Origin of the sequence: Maribacter sp. Asnod2-G09, from assembly GCF_045063795.1 — a bacterium.
Classification (GTDB): Bacteria; Bacteroidota; Bacteroidia; order Flavobacteriales; family Flavobacteriaceae; genus Maribacter.
In genome coordinates this window covers 617,415-634,688 of record NZ_JBEFOA010000005.1, presented here as the reverse complement: position 1 = coordinate 634,688, position 17,274 = coordinate 617,415, and the positions used below count along the sequence as shown (strand labels likewise).

The 17,274-nt window shown below is 35.6% G+C and carries 18 protein-coding genes; 2 read left to right on the top strand and 16 right to left on the bottom strand.

Annotated elements, in window-relative coordinates; all coding sequences use genetic code 11:
• Positions 1-91 precede the first annotated feature (91 nt).
• Entirely contained in the window at positions 92-556 is a 465-nt protein-coding gene (locus tag ACJJVT_RS14765; protein WP_036151428.1) for a CBS domain-containing protein, read from the top strand.
• 115 nt (positions 557-671) lie between these two features.
• Here the strand turns inward: ACJJVT_RS14765 and ACJJVT_RS14760 are convergent, their stop codons facing one another.
• From ACJJVT_RS14760 to ACJJVT_RS14685, 16 genes are all read right to left on the bottom strand, one after another.
• Positions 672-1,022, bottom strand: a complete 351-nt coding sequence (locus ACJJVT_RS14760; protein ID WP_405399723.1) for a hypothetical protein — start codon at positions 1,020-1,022, stop codon at positions 672-674.
• The gene (locus ACJJVT_RS14755; protein ID WP_133686072.1) at positions 1,023-1,514 is read right to left on the bottom strand and encodes a DUF6265 family protein; all 492 of its coding nucleotides are present in this window, start codon (positions 1,512-1,514) and stop codon (positions 1,023-1,025) included. It abuts the gene before it with no gap.
• A 51-nt stretch (positions 1,515-1,565) separates the two neighbouring features.
• Complete coding sequence (locus tag ACJJVT_RS14750) at positions 1,566-1,946, bottom strand: VOC family protein (protein WP_405399722.1); 381 nt, start codon at positions 1,944-1,946, stop codon at positions 1,566-1,568.
• 55 nt (positions 1,947-2,001) lie between these two features.
• Complete coding sequence (locus ACJJVT_RS14745; RefSeq protein WP_405399721.1) at positions 2,002-2,988, bottom strand: TIGR03571 family LLM class oxidoreductase; 987 nt, start codon at positions 2,986-2,988, stop codon at positions 2,002-2,004.
• A 57-nt stretch (positions 2,989-3,045) separates the two neighbouring features.
• Positions 3,046-3,984, bottom strand: a complete 939-nt coding sequence (locus tag ACJJVT_RS14740) for an aldo/keto reductase (protein ID WP_405399720.1) — start codon at positions 3,982-3,984, stop codon at positions 3,046-3,048.
• A 3-nt stretch (positions 3,985-3,987) separates the two neighbouring features.
• Positions 3,988-5,196: an MFS transporter gene (locus tag ACJJVT_RS14735; protein WP_405399719.1), complete on the bottom strand. Its 1,209-nt coding sequence runs from the start codon at positions 5,194-5,196 to the stop codon at positions 3,988-3,990.
• Positions 5,197-5,221: 25 nt separating this feature from the next.
• Positions 5,222-6,160, bottom strand: coding sequence for a cyclase family protein (locus ACJJVT_RS14730; protein WP_405399718.1), 939 nt, complete (start codon positions 6,158-6,160; stop codon positions 5,222-5,224).
• Positions 6,161-6,293: 133 nt separating this feature from the next.
• A complete protein-coding gene (locus ACJJVT_RS14725; RefSeq protein WP_405399717.1) occupies positions 6,294-7,391 on the bottom strand; it encodes an L-dopachrome tautomerase-related protein in 1,098 nt (365 codons plus the stop codon).
• 33 nt (positions 7,392-7,424) lie between these two features.
• Complete coding sequence (locus ACJJVT_RS14720; RefSeq protein ID WP_051941812.1) at positions 7,425-7,907, bottom strand: cupin domain-containing protein; 483 nt, start codon at positions 7,905-7,907, stop codon at positions 7,425-7,427.
• Positions 7,908-8,025: 118 nt separating this feature from the next.
• The gene (locus ACJJVT_RS14715) at positions 8,026-8,598 is read right to left on the bottom strand and encodes a Crp/Fnr family transcriptional regulator (protein ID WP_405399715.1); all 573 of its coding nucleotides are present in this window, start codon (positions 8,596-8,598) and stop codon (positions 8,026-8,028) included.
• A 207-nt stretch (positions 8,599-8,805) separates the two neighbouring features.
• On the bottom strand, positions 8,806-9,315 hold the full coding sequence (locus ACJJVT_RS14710; RefSeq protein ID WP_405399713.1) for an outer membrane beta-barrel protein: 510 nt from the start codon (positions 9,313-9,315) through the stop codon (positions 8,806-8,808).
• Between the two features lie 147 nt (positions 9,316-9,462).
• Positions 9,463-10,020, bottom strand: a complete 558-nt coding sequence (locus ACJJVT_RS14705; protein WP_405399711.1) for a hypothetical protein — start codon at positions 10,018-10,020, stop codon at positions 9,463-9,465.
• A gap of 306 nt (positions 10,021-10,326) precedes the next feature.
• Positions 10,327-10,539 (bottom strand): DUF6500 family protein, encoded by a 213-nt coding sequence (locus ACJJVT_RS14700; RefSeq protein ID WP_405399709.1) that lies wholly within the window; start codon positions 10,537-10,539, stop codon positions 10,327-10,329.
• 89 nt (positions 10,540-10,628) lie between these two features.
• On the bottom strand, positions 10,629-10,733 hold the full coding sequence (locus ACJJVT_RS14695) for a DUF4177 domain-containing protein (RefSeq protein ID WP_405399707.1): 105 nt from the start codon (positions 10,731-10,733) through the stop codon (positions 10,629-10,631).
• Positions 10,734-10,744: 11 nt separating this feature from the next.
• Positions 10,745-11,317 carry a pentapeptide repeat-containing protein gene (locus ACJJVT_RS14690; protein ID WP_405399706.1) on the bottom strand — a complete coding sequence of 191 codons (573 nt, stop codon included), beginning with the start codon at positions 11,315-11,317 and terminating at the stop codon, positions 10,745-10,747.
• A 6-nt stretch (positions 11,318-11,323) separates the two neighbouring features.
• Positions 11,324-14,479 carry a WD40/YVTN/BNR-like repeat-containing protein gene (locus ACJJVT_RS14685; RefSeq protein WP_405399704.1) on the bottom strand — a complete coding sequence of 1,052 codons (3,156 nt, stop codon included), beginning with the start codon at positions 14,477-14,479 and terminating at the stop codon, positions 11,324-11,326.
• A 203-nt stretch (positions 14,480-14,682) separates the two neighbouring features.
• Here ACJJVT_RS14685 and ACJJVT_RS14680 point away from each other — a divergent pair, with 203 nt between their 5' ends.
• The gene (locus ACJJVT_RS14680; RefSeq protein WP_405399702.1) at positions 14,683-17,271 is read left to right on the top strand and encodes a cyclic nucleotide-binding domain-containing protein; all 2,589 of its coding nucleotides are present in this window, start codon (positions 14,683-14,685) and stop codon (positions 17,269-17,271) included.
• The last annotated feature ends 3 nt before the right edge of the window (positions 17,272-17,274 follow it).

Here is a 17,274-nt window from a genome sequence, read left to right as displayed (position 1 = left end):
AATACTGAGTATAAATAGGTATACATCGAAAAATATTAGTAAAATTCGTTTTATTTGTTATCTTTAGTAATCAACCTCTAAATAAACTATCATGGGAATCAAAAGCTTTCAAGGTGTTCGAAAAGTATTTAAAAAGGAATTTGAAGCCCCAATACTGGTCGCTGATTATATGACCACTAAGTTAATCACTTTTTCGCCAGATGATTCAATTTTAGCCGTAATGGAGAAATTTGCCAAACATCATATATCTGGTGGACCGGTTTTAGATAATAACGGATTTCTGGTCGGTATCATTTCTGAAGCCGATTGTATGAAGCAAATTTCTGAAAGTCGTTACTTCAATCAGCCTATTTTAGATAAGAGTGTAGAGAATTTCATGACAAAGTCAGTAGAAACGATTCCTCATGATATTTCAATTTTTGATGCAGCAGGTATTTTTGCACAACATAATAGAAGAAGACTGCCAGTAATGAAAAACGGAATATTGGTAGGGCAAATAAGTAGAAAAGATATCGTTGTGGCCGCACTTAAATTAAGTGGTCATAATTGGAAATAGATTTTTATTAAGTAAGAAGTACAAAGTAAGAAGTTAACTTATAAAAAAAGTCTCCTAAAAGGAGACTTTTTTTTTATATAATGTTTACAGCTAACAGCCAACAGCCAACAGCCAGCTACTCTCTTTTTACAATCATATAGAAATCATTGTCTAATGGTAGGTACCCTAAATCATATAGAAAGTAATAGGTAGTCCCTTTTTTTGTGGTGTATAGATTGGTGATAAAGTCGAAGTCAAAACCTTTATCTATTAGCCGCATTCGGGTGGTTTTCGTTTTGCCGTCTTTTAATTTGTAGCTATCAAGAATACGGTGGTTTTTGCGAAGCTTATTATTGATATTTCTAATAAGGTTTTTGCTGTCTGGGTTTACTTTATTGTTAAAGGTATTGCGACAGTAATCATTGCAGAACTTTTTGTCGACTCTGCCCATAACTTCTTTTCCGCATTCTAAACATTCCTTTTTCATCTATTGCCTGTGGTAATTAAAGGTGACTTCGTTCGATGTTCCGTCTTCTTCACCAACCTCAACATACATGTTTATTTCTTTATCAGAGATACGCTCGATAGTTAAGTCATCAAAGTAAAATTTGTTCTCTTCTATTTTAACTAATCTAAATTCTATATTTTCATCTCGTTCTTCCCAACCACTTAAATTAGCATCGAAATGTTTGAGTTGTAGCATTAGCGTGCCATCGATTTCTATAAGATGTCCGAATTCATAAAAACTTACTTCACCTTTATCGAGTAATCGAAAAGAGAACATCATGGAACCATCTGCAGGCGGACTCCATATTTCCTCCGCAATTCCGCCAAATGCTTCTCCTTTCCAATGTCCTGCAAGCCATTCTATATTGTTTAATGTTGCGGCGGGACTCATCATTCCTTCTTCAAAAGAAACCGTATTTTGTGCCTGTAGTAAACACGTTGAGGAAAGTAAAAAAAGCAGTAAAAATTTCATGTTCTAGTATTTGCAACAAGATACAAATTAAACGTTTACAAACGACTTCGCTTATTTTTCATAAAACTCTATAGGCAAGTCATCTGGGTCAGCAATGAAGGTGAATCGCTTGTTGGTAAACTCATCTATACGAATAGGTTCTGCTAATACATCGTGTTTTTTACAATGTGCAATAATCTTTTCTAAATTGTCTACTTCAAATGCAATATGTCGCAATCCGCAAGACTCTGGTCTTGACGGTCTTTTAGGCGGATTAGGGAAAGAGAACAATTCAATTATATAGTCACCTTTCAATGCCAAATCTAATTTGTAAGATTGTCGCTCTTCTCGATATACCTCTCGAATAATTTCTAAGTTTAAAACCTCAGTATAAAATTGTTTAGAAACCTCGTAATTTGAGCAGATGATTGCGGTGTGGTGTACTTTGTTCATGAAGTGTTAATTTTATTTTTTTCAAATAGCCTTGTTGTTTACCTTCTATCGAAAATTATAATTCATTAACGATATAATTATTTAAGAATTGCGGCAAAACTACTTCCTCAATTTTAGCAATAGCCTCACTAACCGGAGTTTCAGATTTTCTAAGGTTTATTGCCATATGATTGACACCAACGTTTTCATAGGACTTTAAATATTCGGTAAGATGGTTGATACCTACTGTACCACCGAAACGCTGTGGTTTAAAAGTAGCATTATCATTTGGATCTAAGTTTAAATGTATGGCCGAAATATAAGGTTTGGCCGCTTGGTCTTCATCATACAAGGCGTTACACCAGTATTTTCTGTTTTCTAAAGTTACTGCTAAGGGTCGTGGGTAATTAAACCAAGCTTGCGCGTTTTTTGCAATCCAATTAATACTTTGTCCTGAATGACCAGCTACTACAAGTGGAATGTCTTTTTTCGGTTTAGGATAGACTTCAATACCGCTATTTAAAAAATCATATTTAGATTTTAAATCGCTATTCGTTTTCCAAGCTTCTTTAATGATATCAAGATTGTTTCTAAAGATTTCTGGTCTTTTATTATAATCGATATTGTACATTGGGAACTCCACAGGTCTGTCGCCCAACCCCAAACCTAACAAAAGTCTTCCGTCACTTAAATTTTCTATGGTAGCAGCAGCTTTTGCCAATTTTATAGGCTGTTGTAGAGGCAATACTATGGCAGCTGTACCCAACAAAATGTTTTTGGTAGCAGCAGATAAATATCCCAAGTACGGTAAGGTGTCAAACAATTGAGCACCATCACCAAAATTAGGGTCATATACAGGAACATCTCGCATCCATAAAGCAGCGAACCCTGCTTCATCAATTTGTTTTGCTAATGCCAAATGGTTAGAAATATCGGGCACGCCAAAAGGTCTGTTATCTTCCAAACGTTTGCGATTTCCTTCTGATGACCAATCATTATCTAAAGGAAACTCTATACCAAGTGTCATTTTGCCTGGTCTATATAGTTTATCAAATTGATTCATAGTGTGTTTTTATTAAATTCATCAGGCATCCGTTAAGACTCCTGATGAATTATGGGATTAAGCATTCCAGATACTATCTGCAGTGTATGGTCCATTTTCAACTTCCCAAAATTTGCCATCAATAAAACGGTGTCCTTTATCTAAATCCTTCAACAACGCCATATCTTCTTCAGTAAGTGTATGGTTTATCGTTTCTAAATTTTGAAGTAATCGTGCTTCATTAATCGATTTAGGAATGACCGCAATACCTCGTTGCATCGTAAATGCCAATGCTACTTGTGCAGGCGACATTTTTCTTGAGTCGGCTATGTTTTTTATCGTATCATTTTCCAACAAACGTAGCGTGGTGTTTTTATCTACAAGCGAACCTAAAGGTGCGTAAGCGGTTAGCAGAATATCGTGTTGTAAGCAGAATGTTTTTAATTCTTCTTGCTGTAAAAACGGATGCATTTCCACTTGATTCATCTCTGGTTGATGCACTGCACTCTCCATTATTTCCTTAAGCTGATTTTCATTGAAATTACTCACGCCAATATGCTTTGCAAGACCTTGCTCTAAAGCAGCTTCCATACCTTTCCAAGTATTGGTTAATGGCACCTCTGAAAGCGGAATAAAATCGGATGCTTTTTCTGGCATTTCTGTTCCTTTTTTTAAAGCTACTGGCCAGTGGATAAGATACAGGTCTAGATAATCTAGTTGTAAATCTTCTAAAGTTTGATTCAACGCAGGAATTACATTCTCTTCACCGTGAGAAGCATTCCATAATTTTGAAGTCACCCATAAATCTTCTCGCCTAACCAAACCTTTTTTAATTGCTTCAGCAATGGCGTTACCTACTTCTTTCTCGTTTCCGTAAGCCGCAGCACAATCTATATGTCTATATCCAATTTTAATAGCGGAAAGTACTGCATTGTACACTTCATTAGGTTCAGATCTAAAAGTTCCTAAGCCTAAAATTGGCATTTCGTCGTTATTTCTAAATTTTAATGCAGTCATTATTTATATTTTTTCTTTTTTGAATAAAACTAGGGTCAACAAGAATCCTACAATCACTAGAATACCACCTACCCAAGGTGTTGCTTCAATACCTAAGCTCGATTCTACAACCATTCCGCCTACGTAAGCACCAATAGCAATACCTACGTTAAAAGCTGCGATGTTTAATGCAGATGCTACGTCTTCTGTTCCTGGTAAGTACTTTTCAGCCATTTTCACAACGTATAATTGCAATGCTGGCACGTTCGAAAAGGCAAGTATTCCCATAAAAAATAAGGTTATTATTGCAAAAATCTGACTAGAAGCCGTAAAGTATAAAACAAACAACACAATGGCTTGTAACGCAAACATTACCAATAATGCTTTTCCGGGTTTGTTGTTAGATACTTTACCACCAATAATATTTCCTATGGCAATAGCGATACCATAAATTAAAAGGAATACACTGGTCATATTTGAAGAGAAACCGGTTACTTCTTCCAATAATGGCGTCAAATATGTGAAGGTGACAAATGTACCACCATAACCAAATGCGGTAATGGCTAACACCAATAAAATAGACGGATTTTTAATCACTTTTAATTGGTCAATAAATCGTAATGGTGCAGATTGTTTTATGTTTTTAGGCACCAAAGCTAAACTAGCTATTGCACCTACTAATCCTAAAAGGGCAACACCAATAAAGGTTGCTCTCCACCCAAAATTCTGACCAATGTATGTTCCTAAAGGCACACCAGTTACAATAGCCACAGTAAGACCTGCAAACATTATAGAGATAGCGGTTGCTCGCTTATCTTTTGGAACTAAACTAGCTGCAATGGTAGACCCAATAGAAAAGAATACACCGTGAGCAAAACCTGTTACGACTCTTGATAATAACAATAACTCAAAACTTGGAGATATAGCTGCTAATCCGTTACCAATTATAAATAGTAACATGATACCCATTAGTAATTGTTTTCTAGGAATTTTACCCGTTAATGCAGTTAAAATAGGTGCACCAATGGCAACACCAATGGCGTACAGACTTACTAATAATCCTGCTGATGTTAATGATGTGCCTAGGTCGTTTGCAACGGTAGATAATAAACCTACAATTACAAATTCCGTTGTTCCTATGGCAAATGCACTTATGGTTAATGCCCATAATGCTGCTGGTAGGCTCTTCTTTTTGGCTACCGTAGTATCTCTATGTATTGTTGATGTTTCCATAATTTCTAATTGTTTTTTGTTATTGTTATTTAATGGCAACAGGGTTTATTTGTACTTGCGTAGAGCCTTCATATAAAGGGTGACCTAATACAAAAAGGAATTCCCAAGCTTTATCCTCAACCAACTCATCTACAAGAATATTTTCCAAAACTTGTACACCGTATTCGGTTGCCATCATTTGATTTACAGGGAAAGAAAGTTCGCTGTTTTCGTGTGGTACAGCCTCAAAAGACCAGTTGTCTGCACCGGCTGCTACAATTCCTTTTTTACCTAAATAATGCGCAGCTTCTGTACCAATTCCAGGTCCGCCAGCTAAATAGCGTTTGTCATCTTTACCCATTAATTTGGTCCATCCTGTATAAAACAGAACCACATCTCCTTTACGGATTTCAATGCCTTGTTTTTTGGCTACTTTTTTAATGTCTTCAACTGTAAAAACAGTACCTTCTTTTACAATATCTTGATTATAATAGGAGCGCATATCCAAAACAATACCTCTAGTTACAATTGGAGGTAATTTTTCTAGCCCTAATTTTTTAACACCAGAAACGGTTAAAAAATCTTCTACTTTATGTCCGTTATAATGCACATTGTCTCTACCATAATGTGCCAATCCGTTAATTTGAGACCCAACACCTGTCCAACCAATTAATTGGTCATCTACATAAGTGAATTTGTTAGAACCTGCAGCAGCAGTTTCTGGCTGTAAAGTTTCAATATGAAAGTATCTGTGACGGAAAGCTGCGGTTTCTGCATTCACCACCATTCCTAGGCGGTATACTTTTCCTTTTTTAACCAATTTTACCGCATCCAAAACTGTTTCTTCATTCAAAAGGTTTAGTGCGCCAATTTCATCGTCAGCACCATAAGGTGACGTTGGTACTTGTTGTGCGTTTGTAGTTAAAGTAGTGAAAAGTGTAGCTGCTAAGGCAATTGTTTTTAATGTATTTACTATTGTTTTCATTTTAATATGTTTTTAAATTTCTGATACAAATTTCCGATTAAAGCAAGAGGTGTGCGAGGATGTACATCACCATTTTAAAGTGATGTATGTCACAGTTAACACTGCTCATACATCACCTTATTTTTAATTTTATTTAATCTTGAAGCTTCATTTTTAATACCAAATAAGGCGGTTTACTAGCATCTTTTCCTTTATTTAACAAAGGCAGATTATGTAGCTGATTGGCTACGATGTACAAGTAGTTTTCGTGTATGGCAACACCATCGGGCCAAGACAGGTCTTTTTTAGATTGCGCAATGGTTTTCATTCCAGCAGGCGTACTTTCTACAATAGCTGAATTTTCAACATCGGTGACATATACTTTACCGTTTGCACCCACTTTAAATCCGTCAGATTTTGGTTTGTTGGCATAAAACGCGATGTACTTATTAAGGTCGCTATCTTGCTTGCTTTCATCTGCTAATACGGCAGACGGAATGCGGTAAATTTTAGTGTTTCCCATTGCACCATAGTAGATATACTTGTTTTCATCATCTATAGAAATTGGGTTTAAAGGATATCTTGGCTGAATAGTTGTACCATCTTTTCTTTTGTGAGAGACTAATCTACCGTGAATTTTCACTGGCTCATCAGCAGACAAAAATGATGCATTCCCTTCCAGAACTCGTCTTATATAACCTGTTTCTAAGTTTATCACTACAAAAGCAGGTGCAATAGGCGGATTTAAAGCATCGGTCATATCTGCAATTACAGCAGTGTTATTTTTTACATCAATCACAAAATCCTGTAAAAAAGGTTTTGATGACAATACCGTATTCGGAATAGGAAAAACCTTTGTGACATTACCGGTAACCAAATCAAATCCAACCAATTTTGGTGCCTGGTTTTGCTTTACGTTACCCATATCCAACACCCAAAGAATTCCATTAGCATCGGCTTGAATTCCGATGGTTGAATTGATACCTTTTATACTTCCGTTTTCTGGTTTTACAATCCATTCTTTATCACCAAACGGAATGGCTTCTCCATTAGGCAAAATTTCTTTCACCATATATTTTGAAGCGCTTAAGGCACTCATTGTTACAAATATTCTTCCGTCGTTAGACACTGTTATATTCCCTGGTCTAGATTCTGGAAATGTTGCTATAGTTTCTAATTGTGCTTGTGCTAGTAGTGTAAAGTTCATTACAAATGCGAACAAGACTGTCTTTATAATTGTTATTGTTTTCATCGTTATTGTTTTTTAAAATTGAATGTGATTTGATTAGTTGCCTAAAAATTTCTTTTGGGTTGATGGGTCTACCCAGATAACATCGCTTGGGTCTCTGGCAATGGCATCAAAAACGAGTACGTCTAACGGACCTTCTAAAATTTTTCCGTTACCGTGTGCTGTACCTTTGCCCCAAAACAATAAGTCTCCTTTTCCAGCAACAACAGGACCTTTATCGGCAACATAAAATTCTGCTTTGCCATTTAAAATGTAGAGGTAGGCATCCGATTTTGCATGGTAGTGCATAGGCACTTCGTCATACAACCTAAAGATTCTAACACCTGCGTGTTCGCGGTCTATTAATCTGATGTCTTTGATGATGCCGTTATGACTTTTAGGAAGTAGTGTTACGTATTCATCAATATTGATAATACCGTAGGAGTTACCCATTAACGGTCTTTTGTCTTCTTGCGCATAGGCGTTAAAACCTATGGCAATTACTGTAAATAATAGAAAAAGTGTTCTTGTAGTTTTCATAGTACATTGTATTTAATTGTTCGATACAAAATTCTATGAAAACCAAGGGGTGTGCGAGGACATACATCACGGATTTTTTGTGATGTATATCAATCTTGAAAAGTGATTTAGGTCACTTTTAGCTGTTAAAACGACTTAAAGTCTCTCTGGATACGCCTAAATAGGAAGCGATTAATTTTTTAGGAACGCGTTGTATTAATGTTGGGAGTTTATTTAATAGATACTCATACCTACTTTCTGCGGTCATAGTAAGTAAAGATAAGATTCTTTGTTGCAGATTGATGTAACCGTGATTCGATTTAATTCTGAAAAAATTGGCAACGGCAGGGACTTCAAAACAAATCTTTTCCCTGTTCTCTAAAGACAAACAGAAAAACTCAGAATCTTCAAGACAATCTACAAAAATAGTCCCTGGTTCTTGATGTTGAAAAGCACAATGGTCGCTCACCCAATAGTTTTCCATAGCAAATTGAAGAATATGTTCTTTGCCTTTTTCGTCTATGGAATACGCTTTTACCAAGCCTTTGATAATCCAATATTCAAAGTCTACAGGTTGTCCAACTTGTATTAAAAATTGGTGTTTTTTAAGACTTTTAAATTCGAAGTGCGATTTAACAAAATTCCACTCCTCATCAGTTAAAGAAACGATTTCTTCAAAATGTTGTTTTAGTAACTGTAACTTGTCTTCCATATGGTAAAAATAAGCTCCTAAGCTATAAAAGGGATAGTAAATTTATAAAGTGTTCTTATATAGTAAATTAAGAAAAATGCTGGAAGATATTGTTAATGATTTTATATTGTTTAATTGAATACAAAAAAGGACATCAATTGTATTTAAATAAAACAAGGGATAATTTACAAACTAATAAATCATCCCTTGTTGATATAATAATTATTCTTACAATTTATAAGTGATTCCGATTCTTCCACCACTTACAACGTTTCCGCCACCTACTTGAAGGTTTATTGCAAAGTTATCATCGAAGAAATAGCGACCACCTATTTGTAAACCAATACCAAAATTATCAACGTCCACATCATCAACAGTGCTTCCGTTGATTTTAGTTGACCAGCTGTAGTAAGTTAAATTAGCTCCTGCATATAAATCCCACTGACTTGGAATTTCAAATACCTCATTAAAGTGGTAATTACCATTTCCAGTAACACCGAATATAGTGCTCTTGTAGTCTCCACCAAATCCGCTACCGTATTTATAGGTTTGATAAGATAATTCTCCACCAACAGAGATATTTGGTGCTACGCCATATTCTAATCCTGCGTAAATAGGAGTTCCCCAGCCTGAAAAGCCAAATCCTGCATTTGCTTGCAATGCTCCTTCTTCTAATGGTGATTGTGCGTACGTAAAGCCGATAGTAAATATGGCTAGTAATAAAGTGATTTTTTTCATGGTTAATGTTTTGACTAATAATTAGTTAATAATTGTTGTTATGATATTTCAAATGTAAATATGTGCGAAAGATAATTAAATATAATAAGTGTTAATATTTATTAATTATCTTATTAGATGAGATGAAACGATTTTTTGTTAACATGTCTAATCTCTATTATCATACAACTCCATCGCTTGTAAATAATTAACAGCTCCTTTCATAGTCATGTCATTCACAAAACCATCTAATTCTGGGTGGTTTATTTTTACCATACTAACTAAGGAATCTTTGCGTTGCGACCATGTATCCCAATTGACATCTATATAATCTAATTCTTCAATTTTTGTGATTTTACCTGATACAAACGATATTTTGACATTCAACTTTAGCGGATTGTTCTTTAAAAAGGCATTACGTATATTCTTTTGAGAGATAGTTGCAATGACATCATCGTTATCTTCAATCAATTCAATTACTTCATATGATGGTTCAAATATGGAATCCCATGTATAGAATTCATAGAATGTATTCTTGTCAAATGGCATAATGAAATCACCGGAAATTAAAGTGACACTATCATGAATCACTTCTTTGATTTTGTTGAATTCGCCAGAATCAAAAGCCTTGTAATATGTAGTAACAGCCTCGTTGTGATTTATTTTTTGATTGTTACAGCTATTGAATACGCCAATTAGAAATAGAATTAAAATGGTGTTTTTCATTTTCGAAATATTAATTCATAAGAAGTGGTAAAGCTCCCGTTAAGATTATGATTGCCAGATTTAAAATTGTAAAAGGTTTATATAAATCTTTGTTTAAAATAGCGATGAATATCGATATGATGAAAAGAATCCCAGTGATTATTATCGTACCGTAAAATCTAAGTATTGAAACCATTGCATGTCCCAGACCTGAATTAGAAGAATAATTAGAATTAACCTTTATAAGATTACTTGTATCCAAATCAATCGATAGATTTAAACATATTATAATCAAGCAGATAATTATGCTGAACTTATTGTATGTTTTCATGAAAGTACCATCTCTTTAATCTTCACCGCTTTTTCAAAATGGTCTAGCTTATGTTCTAAAATCCACCAATGAGCCACTTCCATTAAAAGCTCAGGATTGTCATTTTTGTTCTTGAAGAATGCATAGAAAGATAATCCTACATTTTCTCCCTTTGCGGCTATCTTAGTATCGCAAACTTGTATAATTTTTGCTTTTATTTCTTTGTTCATTTTTATTCTACTTTCTTTTCAAAAATCAATTCAAAATAAGATGCTGAGCCATAAGTGGATGTGCCAGGTGCGAAAATTTGAACAAATCGTCATCCTTCTTTGGCTTTAGCTGCTATAATTTCTTTATAGTTTGATTTTGGTTTAGAGTTAAATATTCCACCTATTGATATTTTTACATATTGATATTCGTACATAGTTTTTTATTTTATTTTAAAATCTTAAGCTTATGTTTCTGCAATAATCCCTCAAGATTATCTTTTGAGAATATAGCGCCTGTCATCGTATTATTGTCCGGGTCTATACTAAAGTTTATTGCTGTGCTGAAATCAGCTTTTTGAAGGTTGGTTCTTTCAAATACAGCTCTTTCTAGATGGCACTCATCAAATTTCGATTTGCTTAAATCGCAATCTCCGAAATCTACTTCTTCCATATTGCAAGACACAAAAACTTGACCTACTAACTTTAATTCTGTAAAAATTGCAAAACTCATGTTACAATCAAAAAAAGAAAAATCCATCAAAAAAGCATTGCAGGTTTGGAAGGCCAAACCCATGAGTTTGCAATGCGAAAATTTTACTTCTTGAAAAGTCGTATTGACAATATTCGCATTGCTCAAATTACAATCTATAAACTCGCATTCTAAAAAGGTTTGGTTATCTACATATCCCTTAGAAAAATCGCAGCCTTCAAAAATGCAATTTTCATACTCCGCTCTTGGTAATCGAGTGGCTGTATAATTTTGTCCCTTAAAAGTTTGATCTAGTATTAATTTCTCCAATTCCGTTTACTTTTGTGCTTCCGGCATTATGATTGCAGGAATTTCTAGACTTTGAAACAAGCTGTTATAAGCTTTCATTTCAGTATTGATTATGGCATTATGCTCTGTTTTAAAAGTGTTCCATGTTGCCAATAAATCTCGTAATCTTTCTTTAGCTCCTGAAGTAACTTTTGGTTCTGTAGCATCAATATAACCTCTTAAATTCAATAATTGTGAATTCAGTTTATTTTCAAAATTAATCACATCTTGAAAAGTTTTTTGGTTAGGCTGAATCAAGTTTTCTTCCCAAGTGGTAATTCGTTTAGTCAGTGAATCGCCCTGAGTTAATAGTGCTTCTGCTTTTTCATTATCTGCAAGTAATTTACCATACTGTTTTAATTGCGATTTTGCCGATTGCATATCGTTTACCGCATTGTGAATTTCTTCAACAGTAGCTTCTATGGTTGTCATCATGGTTTGCTGCTCGGCATAATCTGCCATGCTGGCTTTCAATTTTGGGTGTGGTAATATAGTTGCCGTGGTTTCTGCAATTTGGTCGCCTAAAGTCAGTCTTAATACATAGTCTCCAGGACCAACAGTAGAACCATTTAATCCGCCAAGAACAAAGACTTTGTCTACTGCCGGTAATGGGTCTCTTTTAAAATCCCATGTAAAACGGTTGTATCCTTTTTTGGAAGCTAAAAGTGCTGGTTTTGATGGTCCGCCTGGCCATGATTTAAACTTCTTATCTTTTTGATTGGTAACAGTTCTAATTACCGCTCCATCCTTTAAAACTTCTAATTTCAGCTCGGTACTGTCTTGAGCTTCGCTTAGATAGTAATCGAAAGTAATACCGCTTTTAGGGTTGCTTCCTAATCCAGAAACTGGTTTTTCGTTGTATCCACCAATAAACAAATAGGTGTCTTTTGGTTTAAAAATATTTAATGCTTGTTTTGGAGTGGTTGCATTTTGCAATGCCGCCAAATCATCTAAAATCCAGAAGGCACGACCGGCAGTTGCCGCTACCAAATCATTGTCTTGAATAACAAGGTCATTAATCGGTGTTAAGGGCAAGTTCAATTGTAATGCTTGCCAATGTAAACCATCATCTAAAGAAATGTATAAGCCTGTTTCTGTACCTGCGTAAAGAAGCCCTTTTACCTTTTTATCTGCGCGGACTACTCTCGTAAATGTATTGTCGCCTGTGATGCCATTAGTAATTTTTGTCCATGTAGTACCGTAGTCTGTGGTTTTGTAGATGTAGTTGGCAAAATCCATCGACTTGTATCGCATCAAAACAATGTAAGCTGTTGCGGGATCATGAGGAGACACTTCAATACTGTTTATGATACCTTCCTTTGCACCTGCGGGAGTAACATTTGCCCAATTGGCACCACCGTCTTTGGTTACATGTACCAAACCATCATCACTACCAGACCAAATTACACCTTCTTCATGCGGAGATTCAGTTAAATAAGTTAGTGTATTGTATATCTCACCGCCAGCAGCTTCATTGGTAAACGGACCGCCGCCAAGACCGTGTTTGTCTTTTTCGTCTCTCGTTAGATCGTGACTTATAACCGACCAACTTTGACCTTCATCCGTAGATTTGAAAACAACGTTACCACCATGGTAAATGGTTTTTCTATCATGGGGCGAGGTGATAATTGGGGCATTCCAATTGTAACGGTACTTTGCATTTTCTGGTGATATACTTAAGCCTAATTCAGGGTATTCTTTAATTGGTTTAGATTCTTTGGTATTTACATCCCACTTATCAATATTACCTTGGTACGTTCCACCATATATCAATTCAGGATTATCTGGGTCAAAGGCTAAAAATGCGCTTTCGCCACCAGCAACGGCATACCAATCTTTCCAGTCGATACCACCATCATTTGTTCTAGAGGCAATCGCTACGGTAGAATTATCTTGTTGCCCGCCATAAACGTTATAAGGCACTAAATTATCTGTAATTACCCTGTAGAATTGTGCAGTATTTTGATTCTCTTGTGTGCTCCAACTTTTACCACCGTTATTAGAAACATTTGATCCTCCATCATTAGAGTTGATCATACGTTGATTGTTCAAAGGGTCTATCCATAAATCGTGATTATCACCGTGTGGCGTAGGTAATGGCGTAAAAGATTTTCCACCATCAATAGATTTTGTTACAGGTGCATTTAATACGTAAACGATATTTTCATTTTGGGTGTCGGCAAAAATCTCCATGTAATACCAAGAGCGTGTAATATTGATACGGTCTTTGTTTATTAGAGTCCATTTTTTACCGGCATTATCAGAGCGGTATACGCCACCTTTTTCTCCCTCCGCTTCTATTACAGCAAATACACGCTCTGGGTTAGCTCTAGAAACTGAAATACCCGCTTTACCCATTTCTTTAGGTAAACCTTCTTTTAATTGCTCCCATGTTTCTCCGCTATCGGTAGATTTGTAAATGCCTGAGTTCTTACCGCCAGATTCCATCGTCCAAGGAAAACGTCTGTGTTGCCACATAGCTGCATATAAAATGGTAGGGTTGTTCATATCCATAGATAAAGCAGATGCCCCGGTAATGTTATCTATAAAAAGTACATTTTTCCAAGTATCACCGCCATCTGTAGACTTATAGATTCCTCGTTGAGAAGAAGGTCCGTATTGGGCACCTTGTGCGGATACAAAAATGATATCGGGGTTGGTAGGGTCTATAATAATATCAGATATATGTCTAGTTTTATCAAGTCCCATATGTTTCCAGGTTTTACCTGCATCGGTAGATTTGTATACGCCGTCGCCCATTGAGGTCATTACACCACGGGCTGCATGTTCGCCCATACCTGCTATTACAATGTTAGGGTTGCTTTCAGATACGGAAATGGCACCTACAGTAGCGGTTTTTAAGAATCCGTCAGAAATATTCTTCCATGTAATTCCGTCATCCGTAGTTTTCCATATTCCGCCACCAACAGTTCCCATGTAATAAATCATGGGCTGACCTATAACACCGGTTGAAGCTACACTTCTACCACCTCTAAACGGACCAATATTTCGCCATTTTAATCCTGTAAATAGAGAGTCTTCTAGTTTAACGGTTGGTTGGGTGATTTTACTTTTTCTTCGTTGAGATTGTAATGCTAACGGTGCCATAATGACAAGCACGAGCAAAAGTCTGATGATTTTCATGGTGTGGTCTGTATTAGTTGTTGAATAGGGAAGATAATAAAAGGCTGTGTAAAATGATAGTCTATAAATTGAATTTGGTTATTCTGAGTTTAAGGGGGTGAATTTTATGGTTTTAACCAATATCAAATTGCTAAAATGACAAATTGGTTTTAATGTTGGCAGTCCTTTTTTTTTCGCTTTTATCTGGTTAAGTTAGGAGGAGTATGATACACCAAAATAGAGTTTTAAAGCAAGAAATAACTACTGAAAAATTAAAAGAATATTTCCCGAACGGAGCGTTAAAAACATACGCCAAAGGATATGCCATCAGTTATATTCATAAAAAAGTAAGAACGTTTAGATGGCTTATAGAAGGTAGTGTCAACTATTACATTTCACTTGATAATCCTGAAAGTGATATTCTCGTTTGTCAAAACTCAGAACCTTTTTCTACTATTGGTTTAAACGGATTCAATACGCCCAAAAGATTTACATATAAAGCTACGGTTGCATCACCAAAAGCATCTTTTTTTGAAATTCCATTTCACGAGCTAGACACGTATTTAAAAAAAGGACATCAGAATATTTTATTGAAAAATATTGGTTCAAAATTGTACCGTGTATTGCATACTGCCTTAACGAAGCAAACCGAATTATTGAGTCCCGTAAGGTTTCAGCCTTTTGTTGAAGACCGACAGTTTTTTATCTCTCCCGTTTCTGAACAAGAAGAGATTGTTTCTTTAATGCGACGCTCTCCATTCCTGGATTATTTTGAAGAAAAAAATTTAATGGCTTTAGCTGCGTTGGCAGAACGTAGGGAATATGAACCCGATGAGGTTTTATATGTACAAGACGGTTCTAGTAATGGGTTGTTTATTCTCATTCACGGAGAAGTTACCATTAAGCGAATAGAGAATACAATTGAAATTAAACAACGATCTATTAAGAACTCGGGGTTTGTATTTGGGTGGTCATGCCTATTGAAGGAGAAAGATATTTGCTCTGCTATTACGAACACAAAGACTTCTGCTTATTTTATTCCTGAAGGCGATTTAATGAAATTGTTTCAAATTGATGATGCTTTTGAAGGTCAATTTTATCAGCGATTATTGTGGCTTATGGGCAATCAGCTAAATGCTGCTTTTGTACGTTACGTTGGCTTGTTGGGCAAGCACAATCTGCAGGCCGTTTATCAATTGATAAAGAATAATAAATCTCGCCTATTATTATCATCGCCTTTACACCAAGTGCCACATCTATTAAAAAGTAATACCACCAAGCAGTTTGCTTATGATGCCTTAACAGGATTGGTTAAAAATGGTACTGCTCTAGAACGCCATATAGCCTCATTAAGTTTAGAACTGCTGGGCGAAGATCAAAAAGAGCATGAGTTTATAAGCGGTTTACAGCAGATTTATGAGAATGTAGCAGAAAAGAACAGTAAAGATGCTGAACAAAATAGAAAGGTTTGTGCCGAGTTGACCATGAAGGTGTTTAAAAACGTACCCTATATTATTGAAGGATGGGATAATTTGCCTAATGATACCGGTAACATTTTTATTTATAATCACTTGATCAATGACCCACATTATACACTAAATAATAATTTTCAGATTACCCTGGATTCTCATTTTCTAAGTGCCATGGTTTTATATAAAAAATACGAGGAACCTGGTATTAGAACAGTTAGAATAGGGCAGGGACAAGAATACGGTCATCAGAATTACTACGACAACCTTGGCTATATAAATGTATATACCAAAGAATCTGATGAAACTTCTAGTAATAGAAAAGAAGAGGCAAGAAGTATTTTTTACAGTGAAGCATCTAAACATTTAAAACAGAAATACAACTTAATTATAAGCCCTGAAGGCACCTCTTACAGAACAGATGAATCTCCCGGTCCTTTTAAAATGGGCGCTTTTAAATTGGCATTGCATACGGATCCAGAGCCGTATATAATACCTGTAGTCATGGTAAATTTTGATCATAGAATTGGTAAATCTTTATACTACTGTGCCATTAAAGAACCTTTTTTGCTCAGTGAAAAAGTACCTTCTAAAAACAATAAAGATTTATATGCTTTTATGGAGCAATATCAAGTAGAATACCAAGGCTATGTCAAAAAAGCTATTGAAAGAGCTGAACAGTTAAATGTATCTAGTTCGGGTGCTGATAATTTAGAAGAGCCACCTGCTATTTGGTGCAATGAAATAAAACGACTTAAAAGACGCGTAGCTAAATTACCTACCCAAGAAAACTTGATAGCTTTTTACGGAAGTTCATCGGTGCGTTTATGGGTAAACATGAAGCGTGATCTTAGTCCATTCAATGTGGTGAACCTTGGTTTTGGAGGATCTACATTTGCATGGTGTATTCATTATTTTGATGAGATTTTTACAGAAGCTAATCCGTCTAAAATAGTACTATATGCGGGAGAGAACGATTTGAATAGTGGTAAAACTCCGCAAGAGGTACTTTCTGGTTGTGTGGAATTAGTAGGATTGATTCAAGATAAATATCCTGATGCAGAATTGGCATTGATTAGTCTTAAACCTAGTGTAGAGCGAGAAGCTTTAATTCCGTTAATTATGGAAACTAATTTAATGCTGTCCAAGTATTTTATTACCGAATTAAATGCACAATACATCAATGTATTTGCACAAATGATTACTACCGATAATAGACCGATACCGGAATTATACCTTTCTGACGGATTGCATTTAAACAAACAAGGCTATGCACTGTGGAGTACTGCAATTAAGAAAGCACTACAAGCAGCGGATAGCCTTGAACTTGAAAATCAATTATAATTA

Coding starts and splice junctions, on each gene's coding strand:
- ACJJVT_RS14695 (WP_405399707.1), bottom strand. CDS start 10,733: ATGTACGAATATCAATATGTAAAAATATCAATAGGTGGAATATTTAAC.
- ACJJVT_RS14740 (WP_405399720.1), bottom strand. CDS start 3,984: ATGACTGCATTAAAATTTAGAAATAACGACGAAATGCCAATTTTAGGC.
- ACJJVT_RS14755 (WP_133686072.1), bottom strand. CDS start 1,514: ATGAAATTTTTACTGCTTTTTTTACTTTCCTCAACGTGTTTACTACAG.
- ACJJVT_RS14680 (WP_405399702.1), top strand. CDS start 14,683: ATGATACACCAAAATAGAGTTTTAAAGCAAGAAATAACTACTGAAAAA.
- ACJJVT_RS14705 (WP_405399711.1), bottom strand. CDS start 10,020: ATGAAAAACACCATTTTAATTCTATTTCTAATTGGCGTATTCAATAGC.
- ACJJVT_RS14765 (WP_036151428.1), top strand. CDS start 92: ATGGGAATCAAAAGCTTTCAAGGTGTTCGAAAAGTATTTAAAAAGGAA.
- ACJJVT_RS14750 (WP_405399722.1), bottom strand. CDS start 1,946: ATGAACAAAGTACACCACACCGCAATCATCTGCTCAAATTACGAGGTT.
- ACJJVT_RS14720 (WP_051941812.1), bottom strand. CDS start 7,907: ATGAAAACTACAAGAACACTTTTTCTATTATTTACAGTAATTGCCATA.
- ACJJVT_RS14685 (WP_405399704.1), bottom strand. CDS start 14,479: ATGAAAATCATCAGACTTTTGCTCGTGCTTGTCATTATGGCACCGTTA.
- ACJJVT_RS14760 (WP_405399723.1), bottom strand. CDS start 1,022: ATGAAAAAGGAATGTTTAGAATGCGGAAAAGAAGTTATGGGCAGAGTC.
- ACJJVT_RS14730 (WP_405399718.1), bottom strand. CDS start 6,160: ATGAAAACAATAGTAAATACATTAAAAACAATTGCCTTAGCAGCTACA.
- ACJJVT_RS14735 (WP_405399719.1), bottom strand. CDS start 5,196: ATGGAAACATCAACAATACATAGAGATACTACGGTAGCCAAAAAGAAG.
- ACJJVT_RS14715 (WP_405399715.1), bottom strand. CDS start 8,598: ATGGAAGACAAGTTACAGTTACTAAAACAACATTTTGAAGAAATCGTT.
- ACJJVT_RS14725 (WP_405399717.1), bottom strand. CDS start 7,391: ATGAAAACAATAACAATTATAAAGACAGTCTTGTTCGCATTTGTAATG.
- ACJJVT_RS14745 (WP_405399721.1), bottom strand. CDS start 2,988: ATGAATCAATTTGATAAACTATATAGACCAGGCAAAATGACACTTGGT.
- ACJJVT_RS14700 (WP_405399709.1), bottom strand. CDS start 10,539: ATGAACAAAGAAATAAAAGCAAAAATTATACAAGTTTGCGATACTAAG.
- ACJJVT_RS14710 (WP_405399713.1), bottom strand. CDS start 9,315: ATGAAAAAAATCACTTTATTACTAGCCATATTTACTATCGGCTTTACG.